Source organism: Cryobacterium algoritolerans, from assembly GCF_004402785.1.
Lineage (GTDB): Bacteria > Actinomycetota > Actinomycetes > Actinomycetales > Microbacteriaceae > Cryobacterium > Cryobacterium algoritolerans.
In genome coordinates, this window is record NZ_SOFP01000046.1 from 276,847 (window position 1) to 299,716 (window position 22,870).

Below are 22,870 nucleotides of genomic sequence, written 5' to 3' on the forward strand. Positions count from 1 at the left end.
CATCTGATCCCGGCGAATGGGACATGATGGGTCACTGTCAGCGGTCAGGAACGGTCGGTGATCGTCGGGTACTACGAGGACGGTCCGAACCATGGTGGCCATGGCGATGAACGGCGGGGTGCGCAGGGGAGCCGGCGTGGCGGCTGAACCTGCAGGCTAATCCACCGGCACGGATTCAACTCGCCGACGGGATGCGCCGGGTCGTCAGCCATGCCGCGACCGTTGCGGAGCAGGCCCGGCTGTGGGAACGGTGGTCTTGTTTGTCAGACGCGGGTCAGGAGCGCGCGGCCGAGGCGGTCCGGGCGCGGTTTCGGTTGGTCGGGTGCCATTTCTGCTGCGGGTCGCACCAGGTTGGGGCTTTGACCTGGGGTGAACCGCGGACCATCCGGATCTTCCAGCCGGAGGTGTCGATGTAGTGGTGGTGGAACCAGCAGAGCATGACGCCGTTGTCGATGTCGGTCAGGCCGCCGGCCCACCAGGGGATGACGTGGTGGAGTTCGGCCCAGTGTGTCGGTGACGTGCAGCCGGGGATGATGCAGCCGCCGTCGCGAGCGGCGATCGCGCGGCGTTGGGCCCGGCTGAAGAAGCGCTCTTTCAGGCCGAGCCGGAGCACCTCCTGGTCCCGGCCGAAAAGGACGGTCTGCGAGCCGCCGGCGCAGAGGCGTTGCTGCACACTCGACAGGGAGATCGGGGCCTGGACCCCGTCGACCCAGCCGACCCCGGTGCCGCCCTGCAGGTCGCTGGCGTTCACGTGCACGAGCACGGTCGGCGCGGCCCCGCCCAGGGTCGGGGTGCCCGGGTCGCGGGCGGCCCGGTCGAAAACCGCCCGGAGGATGTCGGCGCGTTTCTCACCCCCGGTGCGATCATCCCCGGCACCGCCAAGGGCCGAGGCCGCGGCATCCGCAGCCTCGGCGCCAGGGACCAGGGCGCCGCCGTCGATCCGCGCCTGCTCCTCAGCCGTGGGGAACGCGGGCGTGGCGTGGGCGGAGAGGTAGGTGTCGAAGAGCACGTTCATGATTCCACGCAGCTCGGGGGTGACCCTGCCCCGCAGTGGGTAGAGGCCGTCCTTCAACAGGCCGAAGCCGAGGTTGCTGCGGCCCTCCAGCACGGGTTCGGTCGGCGCGGTTCTGTCGGGATCGAGCCGGGCCTGCCACTGCAGCACGATGCCACGAAGGATGTCGGTGCCGAACGCGAGCCCCTCACCGGACAGGCCCCGGGTTTCCTCGGTCACCGCCCCGGTCGCACACGCCACCAGGACTCGCTCGGCGGTGTGCAGGTCGTCGGGGGCGACCCGGGCGCTGATCTGCTCCAGGCCGGTCACGATCACCTCAGCCGCCTCCAGTCCGAGGTCCCCGGCGGTCAACGCGGCGGCTACCACGGGGTAGAACGGCGGCAGGGTCACCCCGATCCCGCTGCGGGCGCTCACGAACCCGCCCAGCAGCGACCGGCGCCTGGCCTCCCGCACCGAGACCCGAGTCGCCCGTACGATCACCTCTAGGCCGTCACGGCAGCCGAGCGCGGCCGGAAAGGCGGGCTGGGAGTGCCCCGCGGTGATCCGCACCGCCCGGCTGTCGACCTCGGTCGCGGTGGCCACCCTGGCCAAATCGATGCTTCGGCCCAGATCCTCCACCGCGGATAACAGCGCGACCGCGTCCAGGTCACCCAGCCGGGCCAGCGGCAGCGCAGCCAACGCCGCAGCCATGGTGCTCTTCAGGGCAGCCAGCCGCTGCAATGGCGACAGCCCCGCAGCATCCGGCACACCACCGCCGGTGCCAGTATCCGCCTCGGCAAAGGCGGTGGTGGTGGCGCTGGGATCAGGGGTTCCTGCCATGACATCAGAACATCATTTTTAGAACAAAGATGCGAGTATAACTCAAGTTTCTAGTCTGTGAATTCGTATTTCGTGCACGATGGCGTTGAGCGGGATCTCCCGACGGGGTACGTCGCCCACCTGGGTCCATGACCGCTCTTGTTCGTTTTTACACCGGTCACGTAGTCTGGAGAGCTCGACGAAGCCGAGCGGGATGAGGATGACCGTGCAGCACCATTTCGACACCAATCGGGCCAACTGGGACGATCGAGCCTCGGCCCACGCCGCGCGAAACGGACTCGGTTACCAGGTGCAGCGATACATTGACGATCCCGAGCTTCTCTCGGAAATCGTGCGCTTCGATCTCGACCGGCTCGGCGATATCACGGGGCTGCGCACGGTGCACCTGCAGTGCCACATCGGAACCGACACACTCTCCCTGGCCCGGCTCGGTGCGCGTGTCACCGGTCTGGACTTCTCCCCGGTGGCCCTTGCGGAAGCCCGCTCCCTGGTCAAGGACAGCGGCGACCAGGTCGCCTTTGTCCAGTGCGATGTGTACTCGGCGCTATCGGTTCTCGAGCCGGCACGTTTTGACCTCGTCTATACGGGGATCGGGGCGCTCTGCTGGCTGCCCAGCATCGACCGGTGGGCGGCCGTCGTGGCCGGGCTGTTGGCACCGGGCGGGCGTCTCTTCCTTCGCGAAGGCCATCCGATCCTGTGGACCATGGACGAGAGGCTTGCCGACGACCTGCACCTGCGTTTCCCGTACTTCGAGCAGGAGGAGCCGCTGGAATGGGACGACGACTCCACCTATGTGGAGACCGACCGGCCGATCACCGCCACGAAGACCTTCGAGTGGAACCACGGTCTTGGCGAGATCGTGACCGCGCTTCTCGCCGCGGGCCTCTCCCTCACGATGCTCGTCGAACACGACAGCGTTCCCTGGGAGGCCCTTCCCGGTCAGATGCTCCGACGCGAAGGCGGCGAGTATGCCCTGGCTGCGCGAGCCGGCGTCGCGCCATTGAGCTACACGATCCAGGCCATGAAACCGCTGCGCTGAGACGGGCCGGTCTCGACGGACTGTACCACCGGGCTGTACCACCGGGCTCGACCACCGGGCTCGGCCGCGGTGGCCCGTCACACCGGCGGCGCGGCTGCTAGGCTATGCTCGAATAGACATCCTTTAACAGCCGTCCGGTGAGGCGGGGAAGGAGGTCCGGTTATGGCACGCACAGTGCTGAGCCAGGCTGACATTGCCCGAGCGTTGACTCGGATCTCGCACGAGATCCTCGAGTCCAATCGAGGACCAGACAAACTGGTGATCCTGGGCATCCCGACCAGGGGAGTCGTGCTCGCCCAACGGATAGCCGAGACAATCCAGCGCATCGAACCCACGGCGACGGATGTGCGGGTCGGATCCCTCGACGTGACCATGTATCGCGACGACCTGACCCGCACCCGAACCCGGACACCGTCGCGCACCCTGGTGCCCGGCAGCATCGACGGCGTCACGGTCGTACTCGTCGACGACGTGCTCTACTCGGGCCGCACCATCCGCGCCGCCCTTGACGCACTCGGCGACCACGGCCGCCCCACCATCGTGCGCCTGGCCGTGCTCGTCGACCGCGGTCACCGTGAACTGCCGATCCGCGCGGATTTCGTCGGAAAGAACCTGCCCAGCTCCACGGATGAGCGCATCAACCTGCACCTGCTCGAGGTCGACGGTGACGAATTCGTGAGCATCGACGGCGGGGCCGTCAGTGACCTCGCCGGGCAGGACGCCCGATGAAGCACCTGCTCTCGACCAAGGGACTGGGCCGAGCCGAGGCGATCGGGCTGCTCGACATCGCCGAGGACATGGCCGACGTGGCCAACCGGGAGGTCAAGAAGCTGCCGACGCTGCGCGGTAAGACAGTGGTGAACCTGTTCTTCGAGGACTCCACCCGCACCCGGATCTCCTTCGAGGCCGCCGCCAAGCGGCTCAGCGCCGACGTGATCAACTTCAGCGCGAAGGGATCGAGCGTGTCGAAGGGCGAGAGCCTCAAGGACACCGCGCAGACCCTGGCCGCGATGGGAGCGGACGGCGTCGTCATCCGTCACCCGGCCTCCGGCGCCCCCGAGGTGCTCGCCGCGAGCGGCTGGATCGACGCGGGCATCATCAACGCCGGCGACGGCACCCACGAACACCCCACCCAGGCGCTGCTCGACGCGTTCACAATCCGCCGCCGGTTACACGGCTCCGCCTCCCGCGGCAAGGGCCTGGACGGGGTGAGGGTCACCATCGTCGGCGACGTGCTCCATTCCCGCGTCGCCCGCTCAAACCTGTGGCTTCTCACCACGCTCGGCGCTGAGGTGACCTTCGTCGCCCCGCCGACACTGCTCCCGATGGACATGTCCGCGTGGCCCGCCGCCGTCGGGTTCGACCTCGACGCAGCCATCGCCGCGAAGCCCGACGTGATCATGATGCTGCGCATCCAGGCCGAACGGATGAACGCGGCCTTCTTCCCGAACAGCCGCGAGTACTCACGCCGCTGGGGCCTCGACGACGAACGGTTCGCCCGGCTGGCTCCAGCTAGCATTGTCATGCACCCCGGCCCGATGAACCGCGGCCTCGAGATTTCCTCGGCGGCTGCCGATTCGGCGGCGTCGACCGTGCTCGAACAGGTTGCAAACGGGGTTTCCGTGCGGATGGCGGCGCTTTACCTGCTTATGTCCGGTGACCGGGAGGACTCCTAAATGCCCAACCATCGCACTTCAGGCACGCCCTGGCTCATTCGCGGCGCCACGCTTGCCGACGGGACCCGCACCGACCTCGTGCTGGCCGACGGACGCATTGCCGAGATCGGCTCCGGCCTTTCCCGCCTCGGCGCGACCACGGTCGACTCCGACGGCCTGATCGCCCTGCCCGGCCTCGTCGACCTGCACACCCACCTGCGCGAGCCCGGCTTCGAACAGAGCGAGACCATCCTCACCGGCAGCCAGGCTGCCGCGGTCGGCGGCTTCACGAGCGTCTTCGCCATGGCGAACACCTCCCCGGTGCAGGACACCGCGGGGGTCGTTGAACAGGTCCTCGCCCTCGGCGAGCAGGCCGGCTACGTCACCGTGCAGCCGATCGGCGCCGTGACCGTCGGCTTGGCGGGGGAGCGGCTGGCCGAACTTGGCGCCATGGCGACGAGCCGCGCGCGGGTTCGGGTGTTCTCCGATGACGGGTTCTGCGTCTCCGACCCGCTGCTGATGCGACGGGCCCTCGAATACGTCAAGGCGTTCGACGGCGTCATCGCACAGCACGCGCAGGAGCCGCGCCTCACCGAGAAGGCCCAGATGAACGAGGGCGCACTGTCCAGCGAACTCGGGCTGGCCGGTTGGCCGGCGGTGGCCGAGGAATCGATCATCGCCCGCGACGTGCTGCTCGCCGAGCACGTCGGCTCCCGCCTGCACGTGTGCCACGTGTCCACTGCCGGTTCCGTCGACGTCATCCGCTGGGCGAAGGCCCGCGGCATCAACGTGACCGCCGAAGCCACCCCGCACCACCTGCTGCTGACCGAAGACCTCTTACGCGGCTACGACGCCCGGTTCAAGGTCAACCCGCCGCTGCGCCGCACCGAGGACGTCGAGGCGCTCCGCTCCGGGCTCGCCGACGGCACCATCGACATCGTCGCCACCGACCACGCCCCTCACCCGGTAGAGGCCAAAGACTGCGAGTGGGATGCCGCCGCCAACGGGATGGTCGGCCTCGAATCCGCTCTGTCCGTCGTGCACGCGGCCGTGGTGGAGAGCGGCCTGCTCGGTTGGTCGGACGTGGCCAGGGTTCTCTCCGCGGCGCCGGCCCGGATCGGCCGGGCCCCCGGCCAGGGGCAGGGCATCATCGTCGGCGCCCCCGCCGAGCTGACCCTCTACGACCCCGCCGCCAGCCGGGTGTTCGGCCGGGCCGACCTCGCCGGCAAGGGCGCCAATTCGCCGTACCTGAATATGACGCTTCCCGGTCGGGTGATCGCGACCTTCCACCGCGGCTACGCGACGGTGCTGGACGGCGCACTGCGATCGGCCGGCGAGATCAGATCGGAACGGGAGAACAACCATGGATAGGTCCATCCCCGCCGTCATCACGGCGCTCGTGCTACTGGGGCTGCTCGCGCTGATGGCGCGCAGCTGGCGCGCCCGCGGACGCCGCGACGTCGCCCTTCCGGCCGGCTATCCGCTTCCCGGAAATACCACCCCGGAGCTGGCTTCGGCGGCGGTGTTCTACGTGGCCACCACCGGGCGGGGGACACCGCTCGAACGCCTGAACATCCGCGGGCTCGGATTCCGGGCCAGGGCCACCGTCACCGTCACCGAGGCCGGCATTCTGCTCTACCTCGCGGGCGAAGAAGCCGTCTTCATCCCGGCCGACGCCGTCGAACTGCTCGAAGCGGCGACCTGGACCATCGACCGGGCGGTCGAACCCGACGGATTGCTCATGCTCGGCTGGCGCCTGAACGCACCGGCGACCGAGACCGGGCAGGTCGTCGACAGCTACTTCCGCATCATCGACCCCACCGAACGCGTCACCGTGAACGACGCGATCCGAACCATTGCGGCCGACGCCCTGCGCCCGGCCGCGCACGACGAAAGCGAGGCGTAGCGTGAGCAACGCGGCGACCCAGGACCACCCGGAAACCCGAACGACGGACCCCGCAGTGCTCGTGCTCGAGGACGGCCGCCGCTTCGTCGGCCGCGCATATGGCAGCCGCGGACGGACCCTCGGCGAGATCGTCTTCGCCACCGGGATGACCGGTTACCAGGAGACCCTCACCGACCCGTCCTATGCCGGGCAGATCGTGCTGATGACAGCGCCGCACATCGGCAACACCGGCGCCAACGACGAGGACATGGAGTCCCGTCGGATCTGGGTGTCGGGTTTCGTGGTTCGGGAACCCGCCAGGATCGCCTCCAACTTCCGGTCGACCCGGCGTCTCGACGACGACCTCGACGACGGCGGCGTGGTCGGGATCAGCGGGATCGACACCCGTGCGATCACCCGGCACATCCGCTCGGCCGGCGCAATGCGCTCCGGCATCTTCTCCGGCGACGCCTTCGGGCTCTCCGACGGGGAGCAGCTCGAACAGGTGCGTTCCGGCCCGGCCATGCGCGGCCGTAACCTCTCCGACGAGGTGTCGACGGTCGAACCGTTCTCGGTGCCCGCCAAGGGGGAACGGATCGGCTCGGTCGCCGTGCTCGACCTCGGCGTGAAGACCTCCACCCTGAACCACCTCGCCGAGCGTGGTTTCGAAGTGCTCGTGCTGCCGCAGTCGGTGACCGCAGAGCACGTGCTCTCGCTGGACCCGTGCGCCGTGTTCTTCTCCAACGGCCCCGGCGACCCGGCCGCCTCCGACGCACACGTCACCCTCCTCCAGGAGGTGCTGCGCGCCGGCGTGCCCTACTTCGGCATCTGCTTCGGAAACCAGCTCCTCGGCCGGGCCCTCGGCTTCCGCACCTATAAGCTGCCGTTCGGTCACCGCGGCATCAACCAGCCGGTGCTCGACAAGACCACGGGCCGGGTGGAGATCACCTCGCAGAACCATGGCTTCGCCGTGGACATGCCGATCGAGGGGATCAGCGACTCCCGCACCGGGTTCGGTCGCGTGGAAGTGAGCCACTACAGCCTCAACGACCAGGTGGTCGAGGGCATCCGCTGCCTCGATATCCCCGCGTTCTCGGTGCAGTACCACCCGGAATCGGCGGCCGGCCCGCACGACGCCGAGTATCTTTTCGACAGGTTCAGGGACGTGGTGGTCGCCCATATTGCGACCATCGGAGCAGGAGACGCCAAGTAATGCCCAAGCGCGACGACATCAACAGCGTCCTTGTCATCGGAAGCGGACCGATCGTGATCGGCCAGGCCTGCGAGTTCGACTACTCCGGCACCCAGGCCTGCCGTGTGCTCCGAGCGGAGGGGGTCCGGGTGATCCTCGTCAACTCCAACCCGGCCACGATCATGACCGACCCCGACTTCGCCGACGCCACCTACATCGAACCGATCACCCCCGAGATCCTCGAGACGATCATCGCCAAGGAACGCCCGGACGCGATCCTGCCGACCCTCGGCGGCCAGACGGCGCTCAACGCGGCCATCCAGCTGCATGAGCGCGGCATCCTCGAGAAGTACGAAGTCGAACTCATCGGCGCCTCGTTTGAGGCGATCCAGAAGGGCGAAGACCGCCAGATCTTCAAGCAGCTCGTGATCGACGCCGGGGCCGGCGTCGCCCGCTCCCACATCGCGCACACCGTCGACGAGGCGATCGGTTTCGCGGAGGACCTCGGCTACCCCCTCGTCGTGCGCCCGTCCTTCACCATGGGTGGCCTCGGCTCCGGCTTCGCCTACACCGAGAACGACCTGCGCCGGATCGTCGGTGACGGCCTGCACCAGAGCCCGACGACCGAGGTGCTCCTCGAGGAGTCGATCCTGGGCTGGAAGGAATACGAGCTTGAGATGATGCGCGACACGGCCGACAACACCGTCGTCGTCTGCTCGATCGAGAACGTCGACCCGGTCGGGGTGCACACCGGTGACTCGATCACCGTCGCCCCCGCACTGACCCTGACCGACCGCGAATACCAGAAGCTCCGCGACATCGGCATCGACATCATCCGCGCCGTCGGCGTCGACACCGGCGGCTGCAACATCCAGTTCGCGATCGACCCGGCCGACGGGCGGATCATCGTGATCGAGATGAACCCGCGGGTGTCCCGCTCCTCCGCCCTGGCCAGCAAGGCCACGGGCTTCCCGATCGCGAAGATCGCCGCCAAGCTCGCCCTCGGCTACCGGCTCGACGAGATCACAAATGACATCACCGGGGTCACCCCGGCCAGCTTCGAGCCCACCCTCGACTACGTCGTGGTGAAGGTGCCCCGGTTCGCGTTCGAGAAGTTCCCGGCAGCCGATCCTCGCCTCACCACGACCATGAAATCGGTGGGCGAGGCCATGGCGATCGGCCGCAACTACGCCTCCGCGCTGCAGAAGGCGCTTCGCTCACTGGAGAAGCGCGGTTCCTCGTTCCACTGGGGCGCCGAAGACCGCACGGTCGACGAGCTGCTCACCGTCGCAGAAGTCCCGACCGATGGCCGCATCGTCACCGTCCAGCAGGCACTGCGCAAGGGCGCGACGATCGAGCAGGTCTTCCAGGCCACCAAGATCGACCCGTGGTTCATCGACCAGATCGTGCTGATCAACGAGATCGCCGCGGAGGTCTCCGCGGCCGAACGTCTCGACACCGACGTCCTCCGCAGCGCGAAGGACCACGGTTTCTCCGACGCCCAGATCGGTGAGCTGCGAGGCTTCGGCGAGGCGGATGTCCGCAAGGTACGCCACATCCTCGGCGTGCGCCCGGTCTTCAAGACCGTCGACACCTGCGCCGGGGAATTCCCCGCGCTCACCCCGTACCACTATTCCAGCTACGACCAGGAGACCGAGGTCGTGCCAAGCGACCGGAGGAAGGTCGTCATCCTCGGCTCCGGCCCGAACCGGATCGGGCAGGGCGTCGAGTTCGACTACTCCTGCGTGCACGCCTCCTTCGCGCTGTCGGAGGCCGGCTACGAGACCATCATGATCAACTGCAACCCGGAGACGGTCTCGACCGACTACGACACCTCCGATCGGCTCTACTTCGAACCGCTCACCCTCGAGGACGTGCTCGAGGTGATCCACGCGGAAAGCCAGAGCGGCGAACTCGTCGGCGTGGTCGTGCAGCTCGGCGGCCAGACCGCGCTCGGGCTGGCCAAGGGCCTCGAGGCCGCAGGGATCCCCATCCTGGGCACCTCGCCGACCGCCATCGACCTCGCTGAGGAACGCGGATTGTTCTCCGGCATCCTCGACCAGGCCGGCCTGCTCGCACCGCGCAACGGTGTGGCGACCGACTTCGCCGGCGCCGTCGTCGTCGCGGAGGAGATCGGTTACCCGGTGCTCGTCCGGCCGAGCTACGTTCTCGGCGGCCGCGGCATGGAGATCATCTACGACAGCGCCTCACTGGCCGACTACTTCAGCAGGATGGCCGGCCAGGGCATCATCGGCCCGTCGCATCCGCTGCTCGTGGACCGGTTCCTCGACGACGCGATCGAAATCGACGTCGATGCCATCTACGACGGCACCGAGCTGTACATCGGCGGCGTGATGGAGCACATCGAAGAGGCCGGCATTCACTCCGGCGACTCCAGCTGCACCCTTCCGCCGGTGACCCTCGGCCGCGCCGAAATCGACCGCGTCCGCGAAGCCACGCTCGGCATCGCGCAGGGCATCGGCGTACGCGGCCTTCTCAACGTGCAGTTCGCGATCGGCGCCGGGGTGCTCTACGTGCTCGAGGCCAACCCGCGCGCCTCCCGCACCGTGCCGTTCGTCGCCAAGGCGCTGGGTATCACCCTGGCCAAGGCCGCCTCGCTGATCATGGTCGGCACGAGCATCGCCGAACTCAAGGCCGAGGGCAAACTGCCCCTCGTCGACGGTTCCCGGGTGCCAATGGAATCGCCCGTCGCCGTGAAGGAGGCCGTTCTCCCGTTCAACCGGTTCCGCACTCCAGCCGGCCTGGTCGTCGACTCCGTGCTCGGCCCGGAGATGCGCTCCACCGGCGAGGTCATGGGCATCGACAGGGACTTCCCCCGGGCATTCGCGAAGAGCCAGCTTGCCGCCTACGGCGGAATCCCGCTCAGCGGAACCGTTTTTGTCTCGGTCTCCGACCGGGACAAGCGTGCCATCATCCTGCCGATGCTTCGGCTGCAGCAACTCGGCTATGAGATCGCCGCCACGGAAGGCACCGCCGAAGTTCTCCAGCGCAATGGCATCCGTGCCCGGATCGTGACCAAGTTCAGCGAGAAGAGCGGGACGGACGACGTGTCGATCGTCGAACTGATTCGCCGTGAAGAGGTGCAGATCGTCATCAACACCCCCGGCGGTCGCACCGCGCGCGCCGACGGCTACGAGATCCGCGCTGCCGCCGTCGCCGGCGACCTCCCGCTGTTCACGACGATCGCCGAGCTGAGTGCCGCCGTAGCGTCGATCGACGCCATCCGTGGTGGCTTCGAGGTGACTTCGCTGCAGGAGTACGCCACCACTCGAACAAACGCCCTGTGAGCCGCGGTTCGCCCGCGGCGGTTACCGCGTCGTTCGGGGACCGCCTCGAGGCGGTCTTCACCGCGCGGGGCCCGTTGTGCGTGGGGATCGACCCTCATGCCTGGCTCCTGGCCGACTGGGACCTGCCGGACACCGCCAACGGCGCCGAGTCCTTCGGGCGCACCGTGGTCGAGGCGTGCGCCGGACAGGCAGGAATCGTCAAGCCGCAGGTCGCCTTCTACGAACGCTTCGGCTCGGCCGGCTACGCAGCGCTCGAGCGCGTGCTGGCGGATGCCCGCGCCGCGGGTCTCCTCGTGATCGCCGACGTCAAGCGGGGCGACCTTGGCACCAGCGCCGAGGCCTATGGGCAGGCGTGGCTCTCCGCGGGCTCACCGCTCGAGGTGGATGCCATCACGGTGAACGCCTACATGGGCGTCGGCTCACTCGCCGCCGTCATCGCCCAGGCCGGACGGGAGCGCAAAGGGCTCTTCCTGCTCGCCGCCACCTCGAACCCCGAGGCCGAGGCCATCCAGCGGGCGGTCGTGGCCGGCGGGGGCCAGGCCGGCCTCACCGTGGCGGGCGCGATCTTCGCGGACGTCGCCGCACGGAACGCGCAGGACCCCACGCACGCCCTCGGGTCCCTCGGAGTCGTGCTCGGCGCCACCCTCGACCTGGCGGCATTCGGGGTGGACCTGGCCGTCGCACCGGCCCGATCGCTCACTCCGATCCTGGCCCCCGGCTTCGGACACCAGGGCGCGGAGGTATCCGATGTGAGGAACTTGTACGGGGGGTACGCTCAAGGCGTTATCGTGAGTGAATCGCGTAGCGTTCTTTCGGCCGGTCCCGGCCGAATTGTCGAGACGATAGCGCGCCGAGTACGTGAAGCTGGAGCGGCCCGTGGCTGAGAATCGCCCTACCCCACCCGACGTCGACCGGGTCGCGGCCTCACGCGCCGCCGTGGCCGCCAGGCGCGCCCGCGCAGCCGTGAAAGATCAAGTCGCGCACGGTAAACGCTCGGCGCTCGAGGTGCTCTCCACCGCGATCAGCAGCCCCGACGGTGTCGAGGGGCGGCTGCGCGTGACCGAATTCCTGATCAGCATCCCGGCGATCGGCGTCACCAAGATGCGACGCATCATGAGCCGGCTGGAGATATCCCCGTCAAAGCGCCTCGGCGGCCTCGGAAAGCACCAGCGCGATCGGCTGCGGGACTTCCTGTCCACCAGGTCGCGCCAGAGGCGGGGCGCATCCCCCGCCCGGCTCGTCGTGCTCGCCGGGCCGACAGCGGTGGGCAAGGGAACCGTCGCCGGGTATATCCGCGAGCACTATCCCCAGGTGCTGCTGTCCGTGTCGGCCACCACGAGGGCGCCACGGCCGGGGGAGGCCGAGGGAGTGAGCTACTACTTCGTCGACGACACCGAATTCGACCGGATGGTCGAGGCAGGGGAACTCCTGGAATGGGCGGTCGTGCACAACGCCCACCGCTACGGCACCCCGCGAGGCCCCGTCGAAGCGGCACTGGCCCGCGGCGACAGCGTCCTGCTCGAGATCGACATCCAGGGTGCCCGCGCCGTTCAACTCGCGATGCCCGAGGCCAGGCTGCTCTTCCTCCTACCGCCGACGTGGGACGAATTGGTGCGCCGCCTGATCGGCCGCGGCACCGAAAGCCCGGCAGAGCAGGCCCGTCGCCTAGAGACCGCCAAGCTCGAATTGGCGGCCCAGGAGGAGTTCGATTACCGTGTCGTCAACCATGACGTGGCCGAGGCGGCCCGCGAGGTCGTAGACTTGATGAATCTGCGTCAGGCACCCCAGCTGCCTGAGCGCCCGATTCTTCGTAGCTGAGACGCGTCGACACTCGCGCGTCCAGCCGATCCAGCGTCACCCGCACCACCGATACCCGCTGCGATACCACCTGCAGCACGAACCGCTCTGAAGGAGTGACACCAATGGCCACCAAGCCCACTGGCATCATTGACCCGCCCATCGACGACCTGCTCACCAAGGTCGACTCCAAGTACGCCCTCGTGGTTTTCGCGTCCAAGCGCGCTCGTCAGATCAACGACTACTACGCAGACCTGCACGAAGGCAGCCTGTTCGACAACGTCGGACCATTGGTCGACTCCACGGTCGACGACAAGCCGCTGTCGGTCGCACTTCGCGAAATCAACGAAGACAAGCTCGTCTCCCGCCCAATCGTCGAGTAGTCGACCGGGCACACTCGAGCGCGCAGGATGTCGTCAGGTCGCACGATCGTCGTCGGGGTAACCGGCGGCATCGCTGCCTACAAGGCCGTCAACATCGTGCGCGCTTTTGTGTTGCGCGGCGACTCCGTGCACGTCGTCGCGACGCCGGCCGCCCTGCGCTTCATCGGCAAGCCAACCCTCGAGGCCATCTCCCGTAACCCCGTCCACACCGACCTCTACGAAGGGGTCGCCGAGGTTCGGCACGTGGCCATCGGCCAGTCGGCCGACCTGATCGTGGTCGCACCGGCCACCGCGAACACCATCGCCAAGCTCGCCTGCGGGCTGGCCGACGACCTGCTCGGGAACACTATCCTGGCCAGCACGGCGCCGCTCGTGATCGCTCCGGCGATGCACACCGAAATGTGGAACAACGCCGCCACCCAGGCGAATATCGCGACCCTGCGCGAGCGCGGCGTCGTCGTCGTCGGGCCGGGGACGGGCAGGCTCACCGGCGCGGACTCCGGGGCGGGCCGGATGGAAGAGCCCGACACGATCGTGACCGCGGCCCTCGCCGCGCTGGACGCAGCCGACCGGGCTGCGCCCGCCCGTCGCGTGACGCCCGGCGACCTCGACGGGAAACGGATAGTCATCTCGGCCGGGGGAACCAGGGAACCCCTCGACCCGGTGCGGTATCTCGGCAACCGGTCCAGCGGCAAACAGGGTGTCGCGCTGGCCGAGGCCGCCGCCGCCCGAGGCGCCGTGGTCGTCCTCGTCGCCGCCAACCTGGAGGTGCCGGCACCGGAGCACGTGGAACTGCGCCTCGTGAGCTCCGCCGCCGACCTCGAACGGGCGATGAACGTGGCCGCGGGCGACGCCGACGTCATCATCATGGCGGCTGCCGTTGCCGACTACCGGCCCGCGGAGGTGCGCGCCGACAAGATCAAGAAGGACGACACTGGCGACACCCTCGTGCTCACCCTCGTGCGCAACCCGGACATCCTGGCCGGGCTGGCCGCCGCGAAGAAACCGGGGCAGGTCGTCATCGGGTTCGCCGCGGAGACCGAAACCGACCCGGACAGGCTCCTCGGCCTCGGCCGGGAGAAGGCCGCACGCAAGGGCTGCGACTACCTGGTCCTCAACAGGGTGGGCTGGACAGAGGGCTTCGCCTCCGAACGTAATGCGGTCAGGGTGCTCGACAGCCGCGGAGATATAGTGATTGAGGCCTCCGGCAGCAAAATGTCGGTGGCCGAGCGCATCCTGGACCTGCTCCGCTGATTCCTGCTGAGCCGGACCGGCGCCGCCGAGATCGCCGTTGACCTCGGCTGCCCGGCGACCCGCTGGGCGTTCGCTGCAGCCGTTTTCCCACACGTACACGCACCACCAACAGAGACGGGCCAGATGAGCGATCTACGCCTCTTCACCTCGGAGTCAGTCACCGAAGGCCACCCCGACAAGATCTGCGACCAGATCTCCGACAGCATCCTGGACGCGCTCCTGGCCGAGGACCCGCACAGCCGGGTCGCGGTGGAGACGCTCGTCACCACCGGCCTCGTGCACGTCGCCGGTGAGGTCACCACCGAGGCCTACGTTGAGATCCCCTCGATCGTGCGCAAGTGCATTACCGACATCGGCTATGACTCGTCAGATGTGTGGTTCGACGGGCGTTCCTGCGGCGTGGAGATCTCCATCGGCGGCCAGTCGCCCGACATCGCCCAGGGCGTCGACAACGCCTTCGAGCACCGCGAAGAGTCCAGCATCGACGACTTCGACCGGCAGGGCGCCGGCGACCAGGGCATTATGTTCGGCTACGCCACCCGGGAGACCCCCGAGCTCATGCCGATCCCGATCTGGATCGCACACCGCCTCGCCGAACGCCTCGCCGAGGTGCGCAAGTCCGGCGAACTTGACTACCTCCGTCCCGACGGCAAGACCCAGGTCACCATCGGCTACGACGGCATCACCCCGCGCACCGTCGAGACCGTCGTGCTCTCCACCCAGCACTCCAAGACCGTCTCTAACGAGCAGCTTCGCGCGGAGGTCGAGGAACTCGTCATCCGTCCGGTGCTGGACCGGGTCGAACTCGACTCCTCCGACCTGAACATGCTCATCAATCCGACCGGACGCTTCGAGATCGGCGGCCCGCAGGGTGACGCCGGCCTGACCGGGCGAAAGATCATCATCGACACCTACGGTGGCTCGAGCCGCCACGGCGGGGGAGCCTTCAGCGGCAAGGACCCGTCGAAGGTCGACCGGTCCGCCGCGTACGCGATGCGCTGGGTGGCCAAGAACGCCGTGGCCGCCGGCCTGGCCGAGCGCCTCGAGATCCAGGTTGCCTACGCGATCGGCAAGGCCGCCCCGGTGGGGCTCTACGTGGAGACGTTCGGCACCGGAACCATTCCTGACCGGGAGATCACCCAGGCGATCAGGGCGGTCTTCGACCTGCGTCCGGCCGCGATCATCCATTCCCTCGACCTGCTGCGCCCGATCTACGCCAAGACGGCCACCTACGGCCACTTCGGCCGGGAGCTGCCCGAGTTCACCTGGGAGAGGCTCGACCGGGTCGAGGAGCTGAAGAGCGCAGCCGGGCTGTAGCGATGACCCGCACCGGCCTCGTGGCACGGGTGCTGATCGATTCGCCCCTCCCGCAGCTTGACCATCTCTTCGACTACCGCATCCCGGAGGAGCTCGCGACGCTCGCACGGCCCGGAGTGCGGGTGCGCGTGCCGCTCCGGTCTGCCGGACGGGTGGCCGACGGTTACCTGATCGAGGTCGTCGGCCAGGCCCCGGCCACCGCTCCGACGGGGAAGGAACCGACGACCCTCGACGAGGTCACACCCGATTACCACGGCAAGCTGAGCCCGCTCGATTCGGTCGTGTCCGAGGCGTCGGTGCTCACCCCCGCAGTGTGGAAACTGGCCAGGCGGGTCGCCGACCGGGCCGCCGGCAACGCCAGCGACATCATCCGGCTCGCGGTGCCGCCACGGCAGGTGCGGGTGGAGAAGGCGTGGCTGGCCACCTTGGCTGCGACGGCTGCGACGGCTGCGACGGCTGCGACGGCTGCGACAGACGCGCCGGACGCCGTCGACCCGGCATCCGTGCGGTGGGAGGCGGAGGACGCGTTCGTGGCTCCGACGGATGCCTTCGCCGACTACCCGGCCGGCAGCCTCGACAACGTCGTCGCGGAGCGGAAACGGCTCTGCGTCGCCGCCGTGCCGACCCTGATGCTCCTGCCCGGTGGACTGACCGTCGGGCGCTGGGCGCACACCATGGCCGAGCTCGCCGTGGCCGCCCTGTCCACCGGAAAGAGCAGCGTCCTCGTGGTCCCCGACTACCGGGACCAGGACCAGGTGCAGGCAGCACTCGACCTCCTCGCCCCGATCGGCACGGTCAGCCGGGTCGACGCGCGCCAGCCGAACGCCGACCGGTATCGGGCCTTCCTGGCCTGCCTGGCCCCTGCGCCGCGGATCGTCCTGGGCAACCGCTCCGCCGTCTACGCCCCGGCGCACGACCTGGGCCTGATCGCGCTCTGGGACGACGGCGATCCCCTGCACGGCGAACAGCTCAGCCCCTATGTGCACGCCAGGGACGCCGCTCTCGTGCGGCAGGGCCAATCCGACTGCGCGCTCGTTTTCCTCGGGCACACCCGCACGGTGGAGGTGCAACGCCTCGTCGAACTCGGTTGGCTCGGCGAAGTACACCCCGCACGGAACCAGCACCCCCGGGTGATCCCCACTGACTTCCAGGCCGCCCCCGACCAGCAGGCTCGCGCCGCCCGCATTCCCTCGGCCGCCTGGCAGGCGGCCAGGGACGCCCTCCAGCATGGGCCGGTGCTCGTGCAGGTGGCCAGCCCCGGCTACGCACCGATGCTCGCCTGCCAGACCTGCACGAAGGCAGCCCGCTGCACCGTCTGCCAGGGCCCGCTCGGCCTGGCCTCTGCCGCCTCTCTGCCGTCCTGTCGCTGGTGCGGCGCCCTGGCGGCCGACTGGAGCTGCGTGCACTGCGAGGGCCGCAAACTGAGGGTCGTCAGCCTGGGCACCGGCCGCACCGCCGAGGAACTCGGCCGTGCCTTCCCCGGGGCCAGGGTCATCATCGCCGACGGGGACCACCAGGTGCAGCAGGTCAGCGCCGAACCTGCCCTCGTAATCGCCACGCGCGGCGCCGAGCCGATCGCCGCCGGCGGCTACCAGGCCATCCTGCTGCTCGACGGGGAACGAATGCTCGCGCGTGAGTCGCTCCGCGTCGGGGATGACAGCCTCCGCGCCTGGTGCAACACGGCGGCCCTGGCCGCTCCCGGGGCGTCCGTGATGCTCGTCGGAGTCGGCGGTGCGCTCGCTCGAGCGCTGAACGCCTGGCAACCCGAGGCGCACGCGACCGCAGAGCTGGTCGACCGGCGGCAGCTGCGCTTCCCGCCCGCCGTGCGGGTGGCCTCCGTCACCGGCACCGCGGAGGACGTCGCGGCGGCGCTCGTCGACCTCGACCAGGTTCCCGGCCTCGACGTGCTCGGCCCGGTGGCCACCGACATCCCCCTCGTGCGCGCCATCGTGCGTTTCCCCTACGCGAGCGGCGACGAGGCCTCCCGCCTGCTCAAGGCCGCCATCGTGCGCAACGCCGCTCGGCGGCGGCGCCCGAAGGGGGCTCCCTTCCGCGCGGCACCTACACTCAAAGTACGATTCGACGACCCGGAGCTGCTCTAAATGAAAATCGTCTTCGCCGGCACCCCCCAGGCGGCAGTGCCCAGCCTGGCGCTGCTGGCCGACACCCGGCACGACCTCGTCGCCGTGGTGACCCGTGCGGACGCGTCCCTCGGCCGCAAGCGCACACTCACCCCGTCCCCGGTCGGGCAGGGTGCCGCAGACCGCGGCCTCCGCCTGCTCAAGACCAACCGCCTCGACGAGGCCGCCACCGCCGAGATCGCGTCCCTCGCGCCCGATCTGGGCGTGATCGTCGCGTACGGGGGGCTGATCAGGGAACCGCTGCTGTCCGTGCCGCGGCTCGGCTGGATCAACCTTCATTTCTCACTGCTTCCCCGCTGGCGCGGCGCCGCACCGGTGCAGCGCGCCCTGATCGCCGGTGACGCGCTTACCGGCGCCGCGGTCTTCCAGCTGGTGCCCGAACTGGACGCCGGCGCGGTCTTCGCCGTGCAGTCAGAGGCGATCGGCCGGCAAGCGACCGCGGGTACCCTGCTCGCTGGGCTCAGCGAAAGCGGCGCACGGCTGCTGCTCGGTGTGATCGACGATCTCGCGGCCGGGCGGGCGACCGCGGTCACCCAGACCGGGGAAGTCACCCTCGCCCCCAAACTCACCCTCGACGACGCGCGGATCGACTGGTCCGCGCCGGCGGACACCGTCTATAACAGGGTGCGCGGGGTCACCCCCGAGCCTGGCGCGTTCACCACGGTGAACGACGGGCGCCTCAAACTCCTCGATGTCACCCCGACCCATGGGGCCCTGCCGCAACCGGCAGGAGTGATTCGAGAGATCGACAAGAAAGTGCTGATTGGAACCGGGACCGAGCCGCTCGAGCTCGTCACGGTCCAACCGGCGGGAAAGACGAAGATGACGGCAGCGGATTGGTGGCGTGGAGTGACGGCGACGGAGGTGGTCGCCTCATGAGCGACGAGCCCGGCTGGGGCCGACAGCCGGAACGCCCGCACCCGCACCACGATTTCGTCCAGCCGGCCAGGCGGGTTGCCTACGAGGTGATCGCGGCCGTGCGCGAATCCGACGCCTACGCCAACCTGCTGCTGCCCACCCGCATCAAACGGGCCGCCCTGAACACGGCGGATGCCGCCCTGGCCACCGAGCTCACCTACGGCACCCTGCGGATGCAGGGGTTCTACGACCGGGTCATCGCCGAAGCGGCCGGCCGGCCGGTGTCCGCCATCGACCCCGCCATCCTGGACGTGCTGAGACTCGGCACCCACCAGCTCCTCGCGACCCGCGTCGCGACCCACGCCGCGGTGAACGAATCGGTCGAGCTGGCCAGGCAGGTCGGCTCCCGCGCCGCCACCGGCTTCACCAACGGGGTGCTGCGCACCATCTCCCGGTCCAGCACCGAAGAATGGCGCGAGCGGATCCTCGCCGACGCCACGGGAGAGGATGATCGCCTCGCGATCGAACATTCGCACCCGGTGTGGGTCGTCCGCGCGTTCCGCCAGTCCCTGCGGCTCGAGGGCCGCGAAGCCGAACTCGAAGACCTGCTGATGGCCGACAACGCGGCTCCACGGGTGAACATGGTCGTCCTCCCGGGCCTCGTACCCGCCGCGGAGACGGCAGGCCTCGGCGAGCCCAACGCTTTCTCACCGACCGGATTCGTGCTCGCCGGCGGCGACCCGGTGCACCTCATGCACAACCACAACGGCCGCATCCGGGTGCAGGACGAGGGCTCGCAGCTGGCGGCACTGGCCCTCAGTCGAGCCCGGCCGGCCGTCAAGGGGGAGCGCTGGCTCGACCTCTGCGCCGGTCCAGGCGGCAAGGCGGCCCTGCTCGCCGCCGAGGCCCTCGCCGCGGGCGCTGAGCTGGTGGCCAACGAAGTCGTCCCCGCCCGGGCCACGCTTGTGCGCAAGGCGCTGGCCGCCGTTCCGGCCGACGTCCCGGTCTGGGAGGAGGACGGCACGACCTTCGGCGACAACCACCCCGAGGCCTTCGACCGGATCCTCCTCGACGCGCCGTGCACGGGCCTCGGCGCCCTGCGCCGCCGCCCGGAGGCCCGTTGGCGCAAACTGCCGCGTGACGTCGCGGAGCTCAGCGACCTGCAGTCAGGACTGATCGACGCCGCCCTCGGATCCCTCAAGCCAGGCGGCATCCTCGCCTACGTCACCTGCTCGCCGCACATCGCGGAGACCAGGGGCATCGTGGCGACCGCGGTCAAGAAATGGGGCGGCACCGTTCGCGCCCTCGACACCGCCGGGGTCGTGCAGGCCATCGCCAGCTCGTCGCTCGACCTGCCAGGCGGCGGCGGAAGCGTGCAGCTCTGGCCGCACCGGCACGGCACGGACGCGATGTTCATCACCCTGCTCGAACGCACGGCCTGACCCCACGTCCCGGCCGCGGGGGCCGCCCGGTGGCGGGCGGATGCCACGGGCTAGGGTGAGGTCATGCCCTCCAGGATCAACCCGAGCATTCTCGCCGCCGACTTCGCCAACCTCGAACGGGAGCTGGGGCGCATCCGCACCGCCGACCTCGTGCACGTGGACATCATGGACAACCATTTCGTGCCGAACCTCACCTTCGGCCCGCCCGTCGTCTCCCGCCTGGCTCAGGTGTCGCCGCTGCCCTTCGACGTGCACCTGATGATCGACAACCCCGAGCGGTGGGCCCCCGGCTACGCGGAAGCCGGGGCCTTCTCGGTGACCTTTCACGCCGAGGCCACCACGAACCCGGTCGGCCTGGCCCGGAAGCTGCGGAGCATCGGAGCCCGGGCCGGCATTGCGCTCAAGCCGGGTACCGCGGTCGAGCCGTATCTCGAACTGCTGCCTGAATTCGATCAGGTCCTGGTCATGACGGTCGAGCCCGGCTTCGGCGGCCAGAGCTTCATGCCCTCGACCATGCGCAAACTCGGCACGCTGGCGGCGACCGTCCGCAGGACCGGCCTGGACGTCTGGCTTCAGGTCGACGGGGGCATCACCGAGGAGACCATCGTGATCGCAGCCGAGGCCGGCGCTGACACCTTCGTCGCCGGCTCAAGCGTGTTCAACGCCGCCGACCCCGCCGCCCAGATCGCCCGGCTGCGCGCCGCCGCGGACGAACACCGGCACGCGCACTAGTAACCTAGGGGAGTGAAGACATTCGACGACCTCTTCGCTGAGCTGAGCGACAAAGCACGATCCAGGCCCGAGGGCTCCGGAACCGTGCGTGAGCTTGATGCCGGCGTCCACGCCATTGGCAAGAAGATCGTTGAGGAAGCCGCGGAAGTCTGGATGGCGGCCGAATTCCAAAGCGACGAGGAGACGGCGGCCGAAATGTCGCAGCTCATCTACCACGTGCAGGTGCTCATGCTGGCGAAGGGGCTCACCCCGGCGGACGTGTACCGGCATCTGTGATGGTTCGGCCCGCGGCCGACTCCGTCTACCTCCCCGCAAACGTTGAACGCTGAAAGTACACCATGTTGAGAATTGCCGTGCCCAACAAGGGCTCGTTGTCCGAAACCGCCGCTCAGATGCTGTCCGAGGCCGGGTACACCGGTCGTCGCGACCCGCGCGACCTCGTCGTCGCCGACCCGCGCAACGACGTTGAGTTCTTCTACCTCCGGCCCAGGGACATCGCGACCTACGTCGGCTCAGGAGCCCTTGACGTGGGCATCACCGGCCGGGATCTGCTGCTCGACTCCCGCTCCCCGGCCCGCGAGATCGCCAGCCTCGACTTCGGCGACTCCACCTTCCGATTCGCCGGTCCCGCCGGCCGGTTCACCGCTCTCTCTGACCTGTCGGGCCTGCGCGTCGCGACCAGCTACCCCGGCCTGGTCGAGGCGTTCCTGGCCGAGCATGACGTCACGGTCAACCTCGTCACCCTCGACGGCGCCGTCGAATCGGCGGTCCAGCTGGGGGTCGCGGATGCAGTCGCCGACGTCGTCTCCACCGGCTCCACCCTGCGCAAGGCCGGCCTGGACATCTTCGGCCCGGTCATCCTCCAGTCGACGGCGGTGCTGATCACCTCCGAGAACGGGAAACCCGGAATCGCGACGCTTCTGCGTCGACTCCAGGGCGTGCTCGTGGCCCGCCAGTATGTGCTGATGGACTACGACATCCCGGCGTCCCTGCTCGATGACGCCTGCCTGCTCGCCCCCGGGATCGAGTCGCCCACCGTCTCCTCCCTGCATGACCCCGACTGGGTCGCTGTACGGGTGATGATCCCGCGTTTGAACACGAATCACGTCATGGACGCGCTCTACGAACTGGGCGCGAGGGCCATCCTGATCAGCTCCATCCACAACGCCCGCCTATGACCGTCGGTTTACGGGGAGAATTGTCACGGAGGAAATTGTGAGTCTTGCTGTGCGGGTTATTCCCTGTCTCGACGTGGCCAACGGCCGCGTGGTGAAGGGCGTGAACTTCCTGAACCTGCGCGACGCGGGCGACCCGGTCGAACTCGCCCGCCGGTATTACGAGCAGGGCGCCGACGAACTCTGCTTCCTCGACGTCACCGCGACCGTCGACAACCGGTCGACGACCTACGACGTCGTGCGCGCCACCGCGGAGCAGGTGTTCATCCCGCTCACCGTCGGCGGCGGCATCCGCAGCGTCGAGGATGTCTCCCGGCTGCAGGCCAGCGGCGCGGACAAGGTCGGAGTCAACAGTGCGGCCATCGCCCGGCCGGCACTGATCGGGGAAATTGCCGACCGCTTCGGCTCCCAAGTGCTCGTGCTCTCACTCGACGTGAAACGCAGCGACCGCACCGAATCCGGGTTCGTCGTCACCACCCACGGCGGCCGCACGGAAACCGACCTGGACGCCGTGGCGTGGGCGTGCACGGCGATCAAACTCGGTGTGGGCGAGCTGCTCGTCAACTCCATCGACGCCGACGGCACCAAGGCCGGCTTCGATCTCGAACTCATCGCGATCATGCGCGAGCTCAGCCGGGTGCCGGTGATCGCCTCCGGCGGTGCCGGACGGGTAGAGGACTTCCCGCCGGCGATTGCGGCCGGCGCGGACGCGGTCCTCGCGGCTTCCGTCTTCCACAACGGCGAACTGACCATCACTGATGTGAAGCGCGAGCTTCACGCCGCCGGGATGCCGGTGCGCTGATGAGCCCCGAACAACCGGCTAAAGCCGACCGACCGATGATCCCCGAACGAGAGGGCGCC

At 68.9% G+C, this 22,870-nt stretch carries 20 protein-coding genes and 1 pseudogene; 20 read left to right on the forward strand and 1 reads right to left on the reverse strand.

The window, feature by feature from the left end; genetic code table 11:
* Positions 1-131: 131 nt before the first annotated feature.
* A pseudogene (locus tag E3O19_RS18835) lies at positions 132-257 on the forward strand (nitroreductase/quinone reductase family protein); the annotation flags it as partial.
* A 17-nt stretch (positions 258-274) separates the two neighbouring features.
* Here the strand turns inward: E3O19_RS18835 and E3O19_RS09830 are convergent.
* Entirely contained in the window at positions 275-1,831 is a 1,557-nt protein-coding gene (locus E3O19_RS09830; protein WP_134567128.1) for an HNH endonuclease signature motif containing protein, read from the reverse strand.
* Positions 1,832-2,030: 199 nt separating this feature from the next.
* Here E3O19_RS09830 and E3O19_RS09835 point away from each other — a divergent pair, with 199 nt between their 5' ends.
* The 19 genes from E3O19_RS09835 (at position 2,031) to hisF (ending at position 22,811) form a co-directional block, all read left to right on the forward strand.
* Positions 2,031-2,870, forward strand: a complete 840-nt coding sequence (locus tag E3O19_RS09835; RefSeq protein ID WP_134567129.1) for a class I SAM-dependent methyltransferase — start codon at positions 2,031-2,033, stop codon at positions 2,868-2,870.
* A 162-nt stretch (positions 2,871-3,032) separates the two neighbouring features.
* A complete protein-coding gene (pyrR, locus tag E3O19_RS09840) occupies positions 3,033-3,599 on the forward strand; it encodes a bifunctional pyr operon transcriptional regulator/uracil phosphoribosyltransferase PyrR (protein ID WP_134567130.1) in 567 nt (188 codons plus the stop codon).
* On the forward strand, positions 3,596-4,546 hold the full coding sequence (locus E3O19_RS09845; RefSeq protein ID WP_134567131.1) for an aspartate carbamoyltransferase catalytic subunit: 951 nt from the start codon (positions 3,596-3,598) through the stop codon (positions 4,544-4,546). The genes pyrR and E3O19_RS09845 overlap by 4 nt, the downstream gene beginning before the upstream one ends.
* Positions 4,547-5,896: a dihydroorotase gene (locus E3O19_RS09850; protein WP_134567132.1), complete on the forward strand. Its 1,350-nt coding sequence runs from the start codon at positions 4,547-4,549 to the stop codon at positions 5,894-5,896.
* A complete protein-coding gene (locus E3O19_RS09855) occupies positions 5,889-6,431 on the forward strand; it encodes a PH-like domain-containing protein (RefSeq protein WP_134567133.1) in 543 nt (180 codons plus the stop codon). The genes E3O19_RS09850 and E3O19_RS09855 overlap by 8 nt, the downstream gene beginning before the upstream one ends.
* A 1-nt stretch (position 6,432) precedes the next feature.
* Complete coding sequence (carA, locus tag E3O19_RS09860) at positions 6,433-7,623, forward strand: glutamine-hydrolyzing carbamoyl-phosphate synthase small subunit (protein WP_241981296.1); 1,191 nt, start codon at positions 6,433-6,435, stop codon at positions 7,621-7,623.
* Positions 7,623-10,910 carry a carbamoyl-phosphate synthase large subunit gene (carB, locus tag E3O19_RS09865; protein ID WP_134567134.1) on the forward strand — a complete coding sequence of 1,096 codons (3,288 nt, stop codon included), beginning with the start codon at positions 7,623-7,625 and terminating at the stop codon, positions 10,908-10,910. Before carA ends, carB begins: the two co-directional genes overlap by 1 nt.
* Positions 10,907-11,794 carry an orotidine-5'-phosphate decarboxylase gene (gene pyrF / locus E3O19_RS09870; protein WP_134567135.1) on the forward strand — a complete coding sequence of 296 codons (888 nt, stop codon included), beginning with the start codon at positions 10,907-10,909 and terminating at the stop codon, positions 11,792-11,794. The genes carB and pyrF overlap by 4 nt, the downstream gene beginning before the upstream one ends.
* Positions 11,787-12,728, forward strand: coding sequence for a guanylate kinase (gmk, locus tag E3O19_RS09875; RefSeq protein ID WP_134567136.1), 942 nt, complete (start codon positions 11,787-11,789; stop codon positions 12,726-12,728). Before pyrF ends, gmk begins: the two co-directional genes overlap by 8 nt.
* A gap of 104 nt (positions 12,729-12,832) precedes the next feature.
* Complete coding sequence (gene rpoZ, locus E3O19_RS09880; protein WP_134567137.1) at positions 12,833-13,090, forward strand: DNA-directed RNA polymerase subunit omega; 258 nt, start codon at positions 12,833-12,835, stop codon at positions 13,088-13,090.
* A 27-nt stretch (positions 13,091-13,117) separates the two neighbouring features.
* Entirely contained in the window at positions 13,118-14,344 is a 1,227-nt protein-coding gene (coaBC, locus tag E3O19_RS09885) for a bifunctional phosphopantothenoylcysteine decarboxylase/phosphopantothenate--cysteine ligase CoaBC (RefSeq protein ID WP_134567138.1), read from the forward strand.
* A 123-nt stretch (positions 14,345-14,467) separates the two neighbouring features.
* On the forward strand, positions 14,468-15,661 hold the full coding sequence (gene metK, locus E3O19_RS09890) for a methionine adenosyltransferase (RefSeq protein ID WP_134567139.1): 1,194 nt from the start codon (positions 14,468-14,470) through the stop codon (positions 15,659-15,661).
* Between the two features lie 2 nt (positions 15,662-15,663).
* Entirely contained in the window at positions 15,664-17,763 is a 2,100-nt protein-coding gene (locus E3O19_RS09895; protein WP_134567140.1) for a primosomal protein N' family DNA-binding protein, read from the forward strand.
* Positions 17,764-18,681 carry a methionyl-tRNA formyltransferase gene (fmt, locus tag E3O19_RS09900; protein WP_134567141.1) on the forward strand — a complete coding sequence of 306 codons (918 nt, stop codon included), beginning with the start codon at positions 17,764-17,766 and terminating at the stop codon, positions 18,679-18,681. It abuts the gene before it with no gap.
* Positions 18,678-20,102, forward strand: a complete 1,425-nt coding sequence (locus E3O19_RS09905) for an RsmB/NOP family class I SAM-dependent RNA methyltransferase (RefSeq protein WP_134567142.1) — start codon at positions 18,678-18,680, stop codon at positions 20,100-20,102. The genes fmt and E3O19_RS09905 overlap by 4 nt, the downstream gene beginning before the upstream one ends.
* 63 nt (positions 20,103-20,165) lie before the next feature.
* The gene (gene rpe, locus E3O19_RS09910) at positions 20,166-20,834 is read left to right on the forward strand and encodes a ribulose-phosphate 3-epimerase (protein WP_134567143.1); all 669 of its coding nucleotides are present in this window, start codon (positions 20,166-20,168) and stop codon (positions 20,832-20,834) included.
* A 12-nt stretch (positions 20,835-20,846) separates the two neighbouring features.
* Positions 20,847-21,110: a phosphoribosyl-ATP diphosphatase gene (locus tag E3O19_RS09915; RefSeq protein ID WP_134567144.1), complete on the forward strand. Its 264-nt coding sequence runs from the start codon at positions 20,847-20,849 to the stop codon at positions 21,108-21,110.
* A gap of 62 nt (positions 21,111-21,172) precedes the next feature.
* Complete coding sequence (hisG, locus tag E3O19_RS09920) at positions 21,173-22,012, forward strand: ATP phosphoribosyltransferase (RefSeq protein ID WP_134567146.1); 840 nt, start codon at positions 21,173-21,175, stop codon at positions 22,010-22,012.
* Positions 22,013-22,049: 37 nt separating this feature from the next.
* Positions 22,050-22,811 (forward strand): imidazole glycerol phosphate synthase subunit HisF, encoded by a 762-nt coding sequence (hisF, locus tag E3O19_RS09925; RefSeq protein WP_134567148.1) that lies wholly within the window; start codon positions 22,050-22,052, stop codon positions 22,809-22,811.
* Positions 22,812-22,870: the final 59 nt, after the last annotated feature.